This window comes from Streptomyces sp. NBC_01707 (assembly GCF_041438805.1).
In the GTDB taxonomy this organism is placed as follows: domain Bacteria; phylum Actinomycetota; class Actinomycetes; order Streptomycetales; family Streptomycetaceae; genus Streptomyces.
The window spans coordinates 523,797-537,609 of the sequence record NZ_CP109190.1; the positions used below are offsets into that span (position 1 = coordinate 523,797).

General features: G+C 69.4%; 11 protein-coding genes. 6 read left to right on the forward strand and 5 right to left on the reverse strand.

All coding sequences use genetic code 11. The features are described from left to right. Positions 1 to 115: 115 nt before the first annotated feature. Together OG963_RS02485 and OG963_RS02490 are read left to right on the forward strand one after the other, a co-directional pair. Entirely contained in the window at positions 116 to 1,126 is a 1,011-nt protein-coding gene (locus OG963_RS02485; protein WP_371798279.1) for an aldo/keto reductase, read from the forward strand. Positions 1,127 to 1,178: 52 nt separating this feature from the next. Next, positions 1,179 to 1,595, forward strand: a complete 417-nt coding sequence (locus OG963_RS02490) for an SRPBCC family protein (RefSeq protein WP_093771417.1) — start codon at positions 1,179 to 1,181, stop codon at positions 1,593 to 1,595. A gap of 154 nt (positions 1,596 to 1,749) precedes the next feature. Here the strand turns inward: OG963_RS02490 and OG963_RS02495 are convergent, their stop codons facing one another. Then, positions 1,750 to 2,592 carry a helix-turn-helix domain-containing protein gene (locus OG963_RS02495; protein WP_371798280.1) on the reverse strand — a complete coding sequence of 281 codons (843 nt, stop codon included), beginning with the start codon at positions 2,590 to 2,592 and terminating at the stop codon, positions 1,750 to 1,752. A gap of 102 nt (positions 2,593 to 2,694) precedes the next feature. Here OG963_RS02495 and OG963_RS02500 point away from each other — a divergent pair, with 102 nt between their 5' ends. Continuing rightward, the gene (locus tag OG963_RS02500; RefSeq protein WP_093771413.1) at positions 2,695 to 3,498 is read left to right on the forward strand and encodes an SDR family NAD(P)-dependent oxidoreductase; all 804 of its coding nucleotides are present in this window, start codon (positions 2,695 to 2,697) and stop codon (positions 3,496 to 3,498) included. Positions 3,499 to 3,917: 419 nt separating this feature from the next. On the opposite strand, the gene OG963_RS02505 is transcribed toward OG963_RS02500, so the two are convergent. Then, a complete protein-coding gene (locus OG963_RS02505; RefSeq protein ID WP_093771411.1) occupies positions 3,918 to 4,820 on the reverse strand; it encodes an MBL fold metallo-hydrolase in 903 nt (300 codons plus the stop codon). 748 nt (positions 4,821 to 5,568) lie between these two features. Here OG963_RS02505 and OG963_RS02510 point away from each other — a divergent pair. Continuing rightward, positions 5,569 to 6,057, forward strand: a complete 489-nt coding sequence (locus OG963_RS02510; RefSeq protein ID WP_371798281.1) for a hypothetical protein — start codon at positions 5,569 to 5,571, stop codon at positions 6,055 to 6,057. A gap of 257 nt (positions 6,058 to 6,314) precedes the next feature. Here the strand turns inward: OG963_RS02510 and OG963_RS02515 are convergent, their stop codons facing one another. Both OG963_RS02515 and OG963_RS02520 read right to left on the reverse strand, forming a co-directional pair. Further along, positions 6,315 to 7,076: an ABC transporter permease gene (locus OG963_RS02515; protein ID WP_371798282.1), complete on the reverse strand. Its 762-nt coding sequence runs from the start codon at positions 7,074 to 7,076 to the stop codon at positions 6,315 to 6,317. After that, positions 7,063 to 7,938 (reverse strand): ABC transporter ATP-binding protein, encoded by an 876-nt coding sequence (locus OG963_RS02520; protein WP_371798283.1) that lies wholly within the window; start codon positions 7,936 to 7,938, stop codon positions 7,063 to 7,065. The genes OG963_RS02515 and OG963_RS02520 overlap by 14 nt, the downstream gene beginning before the upstream one ends. A 55-nt stretch (positions 7,939 to 7,993) precedes the next feature. Between OG963_RS02520 and OG963_RS02525 the strand changes: the two genes are divergently transcribed. Both OG963_RS02525 and OG963_RS02530 read left to right on the forward strand, forming a co-directional pair. Then, positions 7,994 to 8,626: a TetR/AcrR family transcriptional regulator gene (locus tag OG963_RS02525; RefSeq protein WP_093771403.1), complete on the forward strand. Its 633-nt coding sequence runs from the start codon at positions 7,994 to 7,996 to the stop codon at positions 8,624 to 8,626. A gap of 448 nt (positions 8,627 to 9,074) precedes the next feature. Beyond that, positions 9,075 to 10,577 carry a SulP family inorganic anion transporter gene (locus OG963_RS02530; protein ID WP_030922368.1) on the forward strand — a complete coding sequence of 501 codons (1,503 nt, stop codon included), beginning with the start codon at positions 9,075 to 9,077 and terminating at the stop codon, positions 10,575 to 10,577. Positions 10,578 to 10,899: 322 nt separating this feature from the next. On the opposite strand, the gene OG963_RS02535 is transcribed toward OG963_RS02530, so the two are convergent. Continuing rightward, complete coding sequence (locus tag OG963_RS02535) at positions 10,900 to 13,335, reverse strand: glycoside hydrolase family 95 protein (RefSeq protein ID WP_362277881.1); 2,436 nt, start codon at positions 13,333 to 13,335, stop codon at positions 10,900 to 10,902. Between the last annotated feature and the right edge of the window lie 478 nt (positions 13,336 to 13,813).

The following is a 13,813-nucleotide window of genomic DNA, read 5'->3' on the forward strand; positions in this document are numbered from 1 at the left end:
GTGCCCAAGGAAGTCTTGGACAGTCTGATATGCCCATCCTAATGTCGAAGAGGAAAGAACGACGGACCGGCTGAAGGGCCGGAAATCCGGTTTCCCCTCTGTACAAGGACCTGCCATGACCATCACATCTCTCCTTTCCGACCGTATCGGCTTCGGGACTGCTCCCTTGGGCAACATGTTCCGCGCCATCCCGGATGAGGAGGCCGCCGCGACCGTCCAGGCCGCGTGGGACCAGGGCATCCGCTACTTCGACACGGCCCCGTTCTACGGCGCGGGTCTGTCCGAGGAGCGTCTCGGCGCTGCTCTCACCGGAAAGGACCGGGACCAGTACGTCCTGTCCACGAAGGTGGGCCGCGTGATCCTGGACGAGCTCGAGACGGGTTCGCGTGACCTTGGGGAGAAGGGCGGCCTGTTCGAGCACGGGAACCCCAACAAGATGGTGCACGAGTGGACAGCCGATGCCACCAAGCGTTCGATCGAGGGCAGTCTGAAGCGGCTCGGCGTGGACCGCCTCGACATCGTCTGGGTGCACGACATCGCCCAGGATTTCCACGGCGACCTGTGGCTGCAGAAGTTCGAGGAGGCCCGCACCGGCGCCTTCCGTGTGCTGTCCCGGCTGCGGGATGAGGGCGTCATCAAGGCGTGGGGGCTGGGCGTCAACCGCACCGAGCCCGTCGAACTGACCCTTGCCCTGGACGAGCCGCAGCCCGACGGGTTCCTCCTCGCCGGCCGCTACTCACTGCTGGACCACGACCACGCCCTCCAGCGACTGCTGCCCATGGCAGCCGAGCAGGGCGTCGACATGGTGGTCGGCGGCCCCTACAGCTCCGGCATCCTGGCCGGCGGCACCCACTTCGAGTACCAGGACGCACCCCCGGAGATCATCGAGAAGGTCCGACGCATCAAGGACATCGCCGACCGGCACGGCGTGAGCATCAAGGCCGCAGCCCTGCAGTTCGCCCTTGCTCACCCGGTCGCCGCCGCCGCCATTCCCGGCGCCACCAAGCCCAGCCGCATCGCCGAAGACCTCTCCGCCCTGAACGAGAACGTCCCGGCCGACTTCTGGGCCGAACTCCGCAAGGCCGGCCTGGTCAGCCCCCAGGCGCCGCTCCCCGGCAACGCCTGAGTGCTTGCCCAACCACCGTTCCCGAAGACGAAACGAGTTCTGGAGAAAAATCATGGCATCGACATCAGTGAGCCGAGTTGTACCGGCCTCCCCCGAGCGCGTGTGGCAGCTGATCGGCGGCTTCGATTCCCTCCCCGACTGGCTCCCGTACATCGCCGAGAGCGCGGCACTGGAGGGCGGCCGCGTCCGCCGGCTCGCCAATCCGGACGGAGAGGCCATCGTCGAGCGCCTCGTGGATTTCGACGACACAGAACGTCACTACAGCTACGCCATCCTCGAAGCGCCCTTCCCGGTCGTCGGCTACATCTCCACCTTGCGCGTGCATGAGGTGGCCGGCCGGAAAGACGTAGCCGAGGTGCAGTGGTCCGGACGGTTCACCCCCCATGGGGCGAGCGAGGACGAGGCGGTCGCCCTGTTCACCGGGATCTACCGAGACGGCCTCGACGCCCTCCACAAGGCACTCGGCTGACATCGCCCCCTGGGTCCCTCGAGGCCCAGGGGTTCGAGCCACGTCGTAGACCGATCCCCTGGCGGGTGATGATGCGGGACCGTCCGGACGACCGATACGTCGATCACGAGGAGCAGGCCAACAGCGCTCGCCGCAGCGGCGAGTGCCGGCCTGGTCAGGGATGAGGTGCGACGTTCCAACTGGCCAGCATCGGAAGGACGCGGGCGGTCGGGGAGTCGGGCTCGGTCGTGTAGACGACGAGCCGCTGGTCCGGCTCGTGCGGCGCGCAGACGATCTCGATGTCGAAAGACATCGGGCCGGCGGCGGGGTGCTGAACGCGCTTGGTCACCGACGCGTAGTCGCGGACGGCGTGGTCGTCCCACCACCGGGCGACGTCGCCGTCAGTGCTGCGCAACTCGTCCACGAGCGCAGCGAGGCGGTTGTCGTGCGGGCGGCGGGCGATCTCCCGACGCATGGTGGCGACGGTGGCCGAGGCGAAGTCCGCCCAGTTCACGATCCGCTCGCGGGCGACCGGGTCCTGGAACATGAAGCGGACGAACGATGTCCCCGGCTCCAGCGGACGGCCCAGCACCTCCGTCAGCAGGGCGTTGCGGGCGAGGACCTCGCCGCGATGGCCGAGCAGCAGCACCGGGACGTGGTCGAGCGTGCGCATCAGCCGCAGCAGCCCGGGATCGGGGCGCTGGACCGCGTGCGGGGTCGCGGCGCGATGTCGGGCGGTGGGTGCGGCGAGGTCGCGCAGATGCGCGTGCTCGACCTCATCCAGGCGCAGCGCCCGGGCCAACGCGTCGAGCACCTCGGCGGAGATGTTGGCCTGGCGTCCCTGTTCGAGCCGGCTGTAGTAGTCCGGGCTCAGGCCGGCCAGCACAGCGAGCTCCTCCCGCCGCAGCCCCGGCACCCGTCGGGCCCCGGGGAAGGGTTCGATGCCCGCCTGGGAGGGGGTGAGCCGGTCCCGGCGGGAGCGGAGGAACGCCCCGAGCGCGGCGCGGTCGCGCGGCATGGCTCAAGGGTAGGCGGGCTGCCCGAGTCCTGGGTGGTCCTGCTGTGCCCAGGTTCGTCCTGACCTGGTCCGGTACCTGTGGGTCGCCCTAGAAAGGGACCCATGACTACTTCCCTTCGCACGAATGACAGTGCAACCACCGCCCCCGGCTTCCGGCTGGCCGGCCGCACCGCCGTGATCACCGGCTCGACCAGCGGTATCGGCGCGGCAATAGCCCGTACTCTGGCCGGCGAGGGCGCACACGTCGTCCTCAGCGGCCGGCAGCCGACCCGCGGGCAGCGGGTCGTCGAGGAGATCAGGCAGGCCGGCGGCCGCGCCGACTTCGTCACCGCGGACCTGGCAGGCAGCTACGAGCAGCTGCGCGCCTTCGCGGTAGAGGCCACCGATGCGCTCGGCGGACGCGTCGACATCCTGGTCAACAACGCGGGCGTCTACCCTGCGACGCTGACCGAGGACCTGCCGGACTCGGACCTCGACGCCATGCTCGCGGTGAACATCCGTGCCCCTCACGTCCTGGTCGCCGCGATGGCGCCGGCCATGGCCGAGCGGGGCAGCGGCGTCATCGTCAACATCGGCTCCTGGATGGCCCGGGTCGGCAGCCCCTACGCGGCGATGTACACCGCGACCAAGGCGGCTGACGAGCAGCTCACCCGCAGTTGGGCCGCGGAGTACGGGCCGCGCGGCGTGCGGGTGAACGCCGTCGCGCCCGGGGCGACCCTCACGCCGGGCAACGAAGCGGCCCGCGCGGAGCTCGACGCGATGACCGCCACCACCCCGGCAGGCGTCGTCGTCCGGCCGGACGACATCGCCAAGGGTGTCCTGTACCTCGCCGGCGACGACGCGGCCATGGTCCACGGCATCACGCTCTACGTGGACGGCGGAATCTCCGCCACCCGCCCGGCCTGACCCCCGGACGGCGCAGGGGGTCAGGCGCCGGCCGACCGTCTCACCGGCGACCGGCGGCGCGCCGCCCGCTCCAGAGCGGGCGGCGCACCGCGCTCGTGTTCCGGTGGTGCCCGCAGGTCATCGGGTTGGAGTTCCGCTGCGGGCGTGTACGGTCCATGGCGGATCCGCGGGACCTGGAGCTCCGTGGCGCCGCCGACCGGCGGTCGCCCTCGAACAGTCGCTGAACGATGCGGCCTCGGCGTTCCCGAACGACCGCCCCGAGAACCTCTACACATGGAACGTTCCAGCTCCCCAGCTGGTGAACGGCGGCAACGGGATGCGCGGTCACACCTGTGGGCGGTCCTCCAGGTGGATTGAGGTTGTTCCGAATCTGCGCAGCCCTCGGCCGGAGCACGACGGTTCCGTCGCGGTCGCGACCCTCACCGCCATGCCGCCCACTTCTTCACCGCGAACCGGTCGCCGACGCGCCGCACCTCGACGGCGCCCGGCCCGGGGAAGTGCGCGGGGAACAGCAGGGCGCCTCGGTCCACGGCCTCCCCCAGCACCCGGCGCCGGCTGTCCCGTGCGCGCGGCTCGTCCTCATCGAAGGTGGGGCAGTCGTCCGGCTCCACGATCTGCAGGGGACTGTGCAGCAGATCCCCGGCGAACAACGCCCTGTCCGAGCCCGACCGCAGCCACACGACGGAGGATCCGGGCGTATGGCCGGGGGCGGGCTCGATACGGAGCTGGGCGTCGATGTCGTAGTGGTCGCCCTCCCACAGCACGGTCTGCCCGGACCGGTGCACAGGAGCGACACTGTCCTCGAAGACGTTGGCCATCCGGGGGCCGGAGCGGGTCCGGTGCCCGTTGGCCGGGTTCCAGTAGTCGAAGTCGGCGCGCGAGATGACGTATTGGGCGTTGGGGAACGTCGGCCGCCACTCTCCGTCGTCCGTCCGGCAGGTGTTCCAACCGACGTGGTCACCGTGCACATGGGTACAGATCACCGTGTCCACGTCCTGCGGGCGGACCCCTGCCGCGTCCAGCTCATCGAGGTAGTGGGTGTGCAGATGGTGGAAGGACGGCATGGCCGGGCGCTCCCGGTCGTTGCCGATTCCGGTGTCGATCAGGATCGTCCGGCCCTCCTGGCTACGGATCAGCCAGGTCTGCATCGTGGTGCGGACCTCGTCGGCGGCCGGGTCCAGGAAGGTGGGGGCGAGCCAGTTCTCATGCGCCTCCCAGTGCTCCACCGGCACGTCGGGGAAGATGTATTGGCGGGCGCCGCCTCTCGCGGGGAGCTCAATCACGCGAGTGATCTCGACGTCTCCGAGCGCGATGGTGTCCATGCCTCCAGCCTGCGCGCGGGATGACTCCGGCGCCAAGGTCACCTGGCCGCACCTGGAGAAAGCGGGATGCGCCGCGACTCGGCCGGTCGGCGACCCGCGATAACGGGTTGGAGTCGGACAGTGACCATGGAGGGGCGAGAGCTCCGGCTTGATCACCAACCGTTCCGGTTCCTTCGCCGAGATCCGATCCCGGTACTCGCGCAGGTCCCGCAGGTCGCACACGATCGTCGACGCCGAGAACGCCTTCTCGCCTCCGGCCGGACCTCGGATCCGTCGTGCAGTCCGGCCACGCTTCAGGAACCCCGAAGTAGCGTCACGGCCCGACCGAGCACTCGAAGGGGAAGCCCTCGGCCACAGCTTCGGTCACTCAGCGGTACGCATCGGAACTCGCGGAATGTCGCACCACCTGCGGCGGTGCAGCGCACAGAATGGCTTCCCGCGAAGTCGAGACGAGGCCTGCGGCGGGGTCGGGTACCGTGACTGCCTGACATCCGTCCTTACTTCGGAAATGAAGTTCAGGATGCACATCCTGGAAGACCCGTCCCAGCTCTCGGAGCGGGCGCAGGACCTATTGCGTCGCACGGGCCGGCGGGAGTGCCCCGTTCGGTTCGGGTTGCCGATAGAGCTCTGGCAAGTACGGGACCACGCGGGGACGTTCGTCCCTGCCCCCATGGAACTCATCATCCGGCTCGAGGGATTCGAGCAGAGGTTCGGAGGCCTGCGGTACGAGGTGCGACACAGCTGGGTCGTGAACGGAGACCGGCACGAGACTGCCCGCGGGTGGGAGTACGACCACCTCGGCGTGAAGACGGCGGCATGGCAGGACCCCCGGAGGGGTGGCTGGTACTTCGAATGGACCGGTGAGCGCGTGTCGAAACCGTGCCGGGACCTGATCCACACCGATGGCAGTGTGGGCACCGACGTTGACGGCGGCAGCCGCTACCTCCCCATCGCCCCTTCCATCCTGCACCTGATCGAATCGCATGCCCTCACCGACAGCGTCGCCACGTGGAGACCCTGGCCCGTGGGCGGTCCGGCCGCCACGGCAATCGCGCTCATCGACGGCTTGGTGGACGTGCCTGAAGCCTCATGGGGTCGCTCGCGGTGGCGACTGTCCGACACCGTTGCCGTCATGGATCGCGACTCGTGGGACCCCAAGAACCCGCGTCGCCGGACGCTCGTCTGGTCTCGCGATGAAGCCGGTCACCGTCAGGTGCAGGAAGTCTTGGACGGATAGCAGCTGAGCGGTAGTTCTGCCGACGCCGGCGAATGCAACAGCCGGCGTGCAGTCGCTGGGACGGGTGGCCCCGAATCGAACTACCAGTGGGCAATGAGTGCCTGAGGGCTGTCCTGTAATCCCCGGTGGCTCAGCGCGCGGCGTCGGATGCGGTGCATCGCAAGGTGGAGGGGCGTCATCCTACTGGACGTGTTCCGACAACGCGGCGAGGTGCCGTAGCTGTCGTCGTGCGCCCGCCAGGGGTTACTGGACAGCGCTTAGAGCGCCACCATGCGCCCGCTGCGGCCCTGCAGACGGATGGAGGCCAGAGCACCGCAAGCGAGTGCTACGCCGAGGAGCGTGCCGCATACGGTCAGTACGGTCGGCATGTCGCCGGCCAGTGCGGTGCGCAGGCCGCGGACGCTCCAGTACCCGGGCGTGAGGGGGGCCACTTCGGCGACCCAGTGCGGCAGGACGCTGAGCGGGACCAGGGCGCCACCGAGGCTGCTCAGCAGCATGCCCCCGATGTCGTACGACGCCGAGAGCTCACCCACACTGCGGGCCAGAACGCCCAGGAGCGCACCAAAACCGAGCAGGGTGCAGGTCCAGGTCAACAGCACGGACAGCAGCAGGAGCGGATGCGTGACGCGCAGGCCGAATGCGCACACGCCGAAGGTGACAATGAGGATCTGCTGGGCGAACAGGATCGCGAAGACGGGGATGGCCTTGCCGACGAGCATCTCGGCCGGGCGTAGCGGCGTACCGCGCAGGCGGTCCCAGGTCCGGCCGAGGCGTTCCGTGAGAATTGCGTTGCCGGAGATGCTCAGCGCGAGCAGCGAGAAGGTGACCAGGGTGCCGATGACTGCTTGTTGCGTGCCGGCTGTCCGGCCCTGCGCAGACACGTAGAGCGGGCGCAGCAGGGTGAGGAACGCGAGCGGCATGATCAACCGGCTCAGCAGGGGGCCGGGTTCGCGCAGCATCAGCAGGACGTTGTGGCGCACGAGGGCGCCGGTACGGGCGAGTGACTCACGCGGCAGCATCGTGCCCCTCCGTCCCAGTCACCGTGTGTTCCAGGGAGCGGTAGAGGTCGTCCAGGCCGGGGCGGAGCACATCGACGGAGACAGGAGTCCGTCCGGACGCAAGGAGGGCGGCGAGGTCCGCGCCGGGGTCGGTTGTTGCCAGGCACAGGTCAGGTTCGGTGGGGTCGGCGAAGCTGACCTTGAGTTCTCCGGGCAGGTTGCGGGTGAGGTCATGCTGAGTGCCCCGGGCGATGATGCGGCCGGCGTGGGCGAGCGCCAACGTGGCGTCGAGGTCGACCAGTTCGGGCAGGTAGTGCGTGGTGTAGAGGACCGCGGCGCCGCGTTCGGCGCGCTCCTTTACAGCGGACAGGAGCGCTGAGCGGGTATCCGGGTCGGCGCCGGCCGTGGGTTCGTCCAGCAGCAGGAGTGGCGGCGAACCGACCATGGCGGTGGCCGCCTGCACCCGGCGTCGCTGGCCGCCTGACAGGATGCCGACGGGTTTGCGCGCGAGTGCGCTCAGGTGGAGTTCCTCCAGAATTCGCGTGATCTCCGCGTCGCGGCGCCGGCGGCGCAGTCCGCGTAGTTCGGCGAACAATCGCAGGTTCTCCTGCACTGTGATGGCGCTGTACAGGGCGAGTTCCTGTGGGGCGACTCCCAGGAGTTGGCGAACGACGTGACCGGCGCGCAGTGCGTCAAGTCCGCCGATGTGCAAGTGGCCGGAGTCGGGGCGCACGAGACCGGTGACCACTTCGATGAAGGTGGTCTTGCCGGCACCGTTGTGGCCGATCAGGCCTGCGATCTCACCAGGGTGGACCGTGAGGTCGAAGCCGTCGAGCGCTCGGCGCTCCCCGTATGACTTCACCAGACCCTCTGCGATGAGCATGTCACCTCCATGCGACCATGCGATGTCTACACCGTATACGTATACACTGTAGACTATGGGCGGACGACGAGAAGAGATCCTGGACACGGCACTGGCTCTCGCAGACGAGCGCGGGCTCGAAGCGGTCTCCATGCGGGCGCTGGCCGATCGTCTGGGAGTCACGCCCATGGCGCTCTATCGGCATGTCGACAGCAAGGCCGCCCTTCTGGACGGCCTCGTCGGCCGACTGCTCGCCGCCTTCCTTCCCCCGGACACCGGCAAGCCCCAGAACTGGAACGCCCGGCTTGCCGACCTCGCGCACGCCTGCAGGAAAACCATCCAGATCCACCCTTGGGCAGCACAACTGCTGTTCTCACGACCTGCCGTCACCCCGGACGCCGTACGTGCAGTAGATGTCATCTATTGCGCGCTGATCGAAGCCGGAGTCCCCGATCGCGAAGTACCCCGACTGGAACGAATGATCAGCACCTTCGTGATCGGCTTCGCCATCTCGGAAGCCTCGGGCCGTTTCGCTCCCGGCGCCCTCGACCCGCGCAGCCGCCGCGGTCAACTTCCCGACGGCGAACTCCCTGGCCACAGCAGGCTCACACCATGGCTGGACCTTCCCCCCGACCTCGACGCCGAGTTCGAGGCCGACTTGGAAGACCTGCTCCATCTCGTCGAAGCCGCAACACGGGAACAGCGATGAACTTGGTCTTGAGCGGATCAACCGGCTCGAGGGCGTCCTTGAGGTGCCCGATGAGCGAGTCGGTTCCCCGGTAGCTGCGGATCGCGCACGGCGACACTCGGTCCGTGCGGCGACCTCACGGTAGAGTTCCTGGCGGCGAGGGTTGCGTGTTGCCGCCCTTCGATGCCGTGTCGGGGCCGACGATGCCCCCGGCGAAGAGATCCGATTGCTGCAGGAGAGAGCGTGCGCGTGTTCATGGTGCCTGGCGCCGCCTGCCCGCCGTGACGCTTCTCCCCTGACGAAAGTGCTGCCGGGCCTTTGGTGCGGCCCCTGGCTCCCTCGTCCCTTTTCGACTTCCGGCCTGCTCGCGCGGGCCGTTCGCGGCGAGTCGGCCCGGCCCGCCCGCGCCCTCCTGTACGCCCTGACTTGCCTGGAGACAGGGTGTGCCCGAGCACGACAGGTCCTTGTCTTGTCTTCCTCCGCTCCGTCTCCCGTCGCGCGGCTGCGCGGCCTGCGTCCGACCTGGCTGTCCGATCCGAAGGTGTGGCGGACGGAGGTGCTGGGCGGCCTGGTGGTCGCGCTGGCGCTGATTCCCGAGGCGATCTCGTTCTCGATCATCGCCGGGGTGGATCCGGCGCTCGGTCTGTTCGCCTCGTTCACCATGGCCGTCGTCATGTCCGTCGTCGGCGGCCGGCGGGCGATGATCTCCGCCGCGACCGGGGCCGTCGCCCTGGTGATCGCACCGCTGAACCGTGAGCACGGCCTCGGATACCTGATCGCCGCCGTCATCCTGGCCGGTGTCTTCCAGGTCGCGCTCGGCGCGCTGGGCGTGGCGCGGATGATGCGGTTCATCCCGCGCTCGGTGATGGTCGGTTTCGTCAACTCCCTCGCCATTCTGATCTTCATGGCCCAGGTCCCCGAGATGCGGAACGTCCCCTGGGCCGTCTACCCGCTGATCGCGGCGGGGCTGGCGTTGATGGTGTTCTTCCCGAAGATCACGACCGTGATTCCGGCGCCGCTGGTCTCCATCGTCGTCCTCACCGCGACCACACTCGCGGCCGGTATCGCGGTGCCCACCGTCGGCGACAAGGGCGCCCTGCCCTCCTCCCTGCCGGTGCCGGGCCTGCCCGACGTGCCGTTCACGCTGGACACCCTGACCACCATCGCCCCGTACGCCTTCGCCATGGCCCTCGTCGGCCTGATGGAGTCGTTGATGACCGCCAGGCTCGTCGACGAAATCACCGACACCCACTCCAACAAGACACGCGAATCCGTCGGCCAGGGCATCGCCAACATCGTCACGGGCTTCTTCGGCGGCATGGGCGGCTGCGCAATGATCGGCCAGACGATGATCAACGTAAAGGTCTCCGGCGCCCGCACCCGCCTGTCCACGTTCCTCGCCGGCACGTTCCTCATGGTGCTGTGCATCGTCTTCGGTCCGATCGTCTCCGACATTCCGATGGCCGCCCTGGTCGCCGTCATGGTCATGGTGTCGTTCGCCACCTTCGACTGGCGCTCCCTCGCCCCCAAGTCACTGAAGCGGATGCCGGCCGGCGAGATCGTCGTCATGCTCGTCACCGTCGCGTGTGTGGTCACCACCCACAACCTCGCCATCGGTGTCGTGGTCGGCTCGATCACTGCCATGGTCATCTTCGCCAAGCGCGTCGCCCGCCACGCCCACGTCACCTCGGTGACCGACCCCGGCGGAGGCAGCGTCGTCTACGCCGTGACCGGCGAGCTGTTCTTCGCCTCCTCCAACGACCTTGTCGGCCGGTTCAACTACGCCACCGACCCGGACAAGGTCGTCATCGACCTGTCCGCCGCGCACATCTGGGACGCATCCTCCGTCGCCGCCCTCGACGCGATCGAGACCAAGTACGCCCAGCGCGGCAAGACCGTCGAGATCACCGGACTCAACGACCCCAGCGCGGACATCCACGGCAAGCTGAGTGGCGAGCTTGTCAGCCACTGATAGGAACCGGAGGTCTGCACAGCGGAAAACGCCCCGGTCCCTGAACGAGCGTAGAGGTGCTCGACGCAGGCCTTCTTCACCGGTGGTCCGGGTCGATTAGAGGTCTTCCAGGTCCTCACGGCGACCAGGCAGACAGTCCTTGCCCACGTAGCGGAGGTGCCACTGCGCAACCACGCAGGTGGTGACTGGCAACGGCCGCGCAGCCGTCCGGTCGCGGACCGACCGGGGGCCGATGATCCGTCGGGTGGGTGTGGATGCCGCTGCGCGACGAAGGGGCGCCGGCCGACTCCGCGTGGCGGAGCCGGCGAGCCGCTCCCCCGGGTCAGCGACCCGTGCGCGCGGCGGTGAGACGGTACCGGGCACCCCGGTGAGTGTCGAAGGACACCACGCACTCCTCGGGGCGGCCGGCGTGGGCGCCGACGACGTCCACCGGGTGCGGGGTCCGGATGCGGACCGGGTTGCCGAGCAGGGAGCGCACCTCGGCGTGCGTGATCCCTTCCGCTGTCCACGCGAGGTCGACCTCGAATCCGCCGCGGGCCCGCAGTCCGCGGAACGACCCGGCGGGCCAGGCGTCGGGGAGCGACGGCAGCAGGTCGATCTCGTCGGCATGGCTCTGCAGCAGCATCTCGGTGATGCCGGAGACCCCACCGAAGTTGCCGTCGATCTGGAACGGCGGGTGCAGGTCGAAGAGGTTGGGGGCGGTACGCGCGGGGGTGAGCAGGTCCGACAGGTGCTTGTAGGCGCGCGCCGGATCCAGGAGCCTCGCCCACATGTTGATCTTCCAGGCGAGGGACCAGCCCTGACCCGCCGTTCCGCGCAGTTCGAGGCTCTTCACCGCGGCCGCGGCAAGTTCCGGGGTCGTGCGGGGGTTGATCTGCGCGCTCGGGAAGACGCCGTACAGGTGGGAGACGTGACGGCTGCGCACCAGCGCGGCCTCCTCCCAGTCCTCCAGCCACTCCTGGATCTGGCCGAGGTATCCGATCTGCGTCGGCGCGAGGCGTTCGCGGATCTCGGTGACCCGCTCGACGAGTCCGGCATCCCGGTCCAGTACCTTCGCAGCGTGCCGGTAGGCGTCGAACAGGTCCCTCAGAAGCTGCATGTCCATGGTGGGGCCGGCGCAGATGCTGACGCTCTCGCCCTCGTCCTGGTGGTGGGTGACCTCGGGGGACTGCGAGGGGTTGGTGACGAGCCAGCCGGTCTTCGAGTCCACGACGAGTGTGTTGAGGAAGAACTCCACCGCCCCCTTGATCACCGGGTAGTTGCGGCTCAGAGCGCCCTTCTCGCCGGTGAAGCGGTAGTGGTCCCAGAGCATCACGCAGAGCCAGGCGCCGCCGGTCGGCCACATGCCGTACTGTGCGGCGTCCACAGGCGCGGTTCCCCGCCAGCCGTCCGTGTTGTGGTGCAGCACCCAACCCGGCGCGTCGTACATCGCCTTGGCGGTTCGGGTTCCGGACTCGGCCAGCTCGTGGACCATCTGTACGGCGGGGTCCCAGCACTCCGCCAGGTTGGCGGGGCCCGTCGGCCAGTAGTTCATCTCGAAGTTGATGTTGACGGTGTACTTGGACTCCCAGGCCGGGTTGAGGCTGTCGTTCCACAGACCCTGGAGGTTGGCGGGCTGGCCCGGCGATCGGGAGCAGGAAGTCAGCAGGTAGCGGCCGTACTGGAAGTAGAGCGCTGCGAGCTGCGGGTCCTTCCCGTCGGCGAAGAGCGGGATGCGCTGGTCGGTGGGGAGGTCGATCCGCTCCGACGGGCCCAGCTCGATGCCGACCCGGGAGAACAGGTTCCGGTAGTCGGCCACGTGCCGGCTGCGCAGCTGTTCGTAACGCCGCCCGGTGGCCGGGTCGAGGTGGCGGCGGGCTCTGGCCTTCGGGTCGGCGCCGGCGTCGAGGTAGTTCCGGTAGCTGGTCGCCATGGAGATCAGCAGGGTCACGCTGTCGGCGTCCGCGACGGTCAGCGCCCCTTGGTCGGTGGAGATCCGGCCGCCCTCCGCTCGCGCCCGGGCCAGTGCGCGGAAGTGCACGGAACCGGGAAGGCCGTACCAGTCGCCGCTGACGCCGTCGAGCGCGACGGTGTGCGCGTCCACGGCGGAATCGGCCGCCCGCTGGGGGGTGGTGAAGCGGGCGGTGAAGCCGATCGCGCCCGCGGTGTCGGCGGTCATCCGCACGACGATGACCTGGTCGGGGGTGCTGGCGAAGACCTCGCGCACATGCCGTACGCCGCCGCGCGTGTAGCTGGTGCGGACGACCGCGGTCTCCAGGTCGAGCTCGCGTTCGTAGTCGGTCACCTCACCGGTCCCGGTGAAGGCGAGTTCGAGATCGCCGAGCACCTGGTAGGCGACCTGTTCGGAGGGACTGCCGATGAAGTCGGTGTCGATCAGCCGCTGCGCCTGGTTCCACTTCTCCTCCACCACCAGGCGGCGGATCTCGTCCAGGTGCTCCCCGGCGCCGGGACGGATGTAGTCGTGCGGACCGCCGGCCCACACGCTGTCCTCGTTGAGCTGGAGCCGTTCGGTGTCCGTACCGCCGAAGACCATGGCACCGATCCGGCCGTTACCGATCGGCAGTGCTTCCAGCCACTCCGCCGCCGGGGCCCGGTACCACAGGCGCATGGGGTTGGGGCCGTCGGCGGAGCCGACGGCCGGGGGCGCGGCGGTGTCGGCCGCGCCGGATGCGGCCTGCGCGGCTCCGGTGCTCAGGGCGGTCGCCGCCGCAGATGCTCCGGCAACGGCGAGGACGTGTCGTCGGGACAACTCGGACATGGGTGCCTCCAGGTGCGTCGTACGGGCAGTGGGCACGCCGGTCCCGCCGGGCACCCGCAAGGGAGTGCGGGTGCCCAGGTGGCGCCGGCTGTGCTCTCGGTGGGCCGGGGCGCGCGGCGGCGGACGCCGTCCGTTCCCGTTCCTTGGCGTGCGGTGCGGCCGGGCGCGGTGCCGGCGAGCCCCGGCGCGCGAGGGGCGCCGGCCACGGTGCTCACCGCCGGCTCCCTTCGCGCTACCGGGTGTCGAGCCCGCCAAGCGGCCTCCCGTGCGCTGTTGCCGCTTCCACTCCCTCGCGCAGGGACAGCGAGGAGCGTTCCTGGGAGGCAGGGCGGCGGCCCGGCGCGAGCGCGGCCAGGCGCACTCGACGGTCATCGGGGTGATGCGGCTGAAGTCCGGCCCGTGCGCGCGGGCCCGGCGGCCGGCACGGACCGCGGCGGGTACGGACCCGTCCGGCCGGGACATCACCGATCCCGGCGGC

What these genes read in the sequence shown, in the direction of transcription:
- OG963_RS02485 (WP_371798279.1), top strand. Translation starts at nt 116, where the DNA reads ATGACCATCACATCTCTCCTTTCCGACCGTATCGGCTTCGGGACTGCT.
- OG963_RS02490 (WP_093771417.1), top strand. Translation starts at nt 1,179, where the DNA reads ATGGCATCGACATCAGTGAGCCGAGTTGTACCGGCCTCCCCCGAGCGC.
- OG963_RS02495 (WP_371798280.1), bottom strand. Translation starts at nt 2,592, where the DNA reads ATGCCGCGCGACCGCGCCGCGCTCGGGGCGTTCCTCCGCTCCCGCCGG.
- OG963_RS02500 (WP_093771413.1), top strand. Translation starts at nt 2,695, where the DNA reads ATGACTACTTCCCTTCGCACGAATGACAGTGCAACCACCGCCCCCGGC.
- OG963_RS02505 (WP_093771411.1), bottom strand. Translation starts at nt 4,820, where the DNA reads ATGGACACCATCGCGCTCGGAGACGTCGAGATCACTCGCGTGATTGAG.
- OG963_RS02515 (WP_371798282.1), bottom strand. Translation starts at nt 7,076, where the DNA reads ATGCTGCCGCGTGAGTCACTCGCCCGTACCGGCGCCCTCGTGCGCCAC.
- OG963_RS02520 (WP_371798283.1), bottom strand. Translation starts at nt 7,938, where the DNA reads ATGCTCATCGCAGAGGGTCTGGTGAAGTCATACGGGGAGCGCCGAGCG.
- OG963_RS02525 (WP_093771403.1), top strand. Translation starts at nt 7,994, where the DNA reads ATGGGCGGACGACGAGAAGAGATCCTGGACACGGCACTGGCTCTCGCA.
- OG963_RS02535 (WP_362277881.1), bottom strand. Translation starts at nt 13,335, where the DNA reads ATGTCCGAGTTGTCCCGACGACACGTCCTCGCCGTTGCCGGAGCATCT.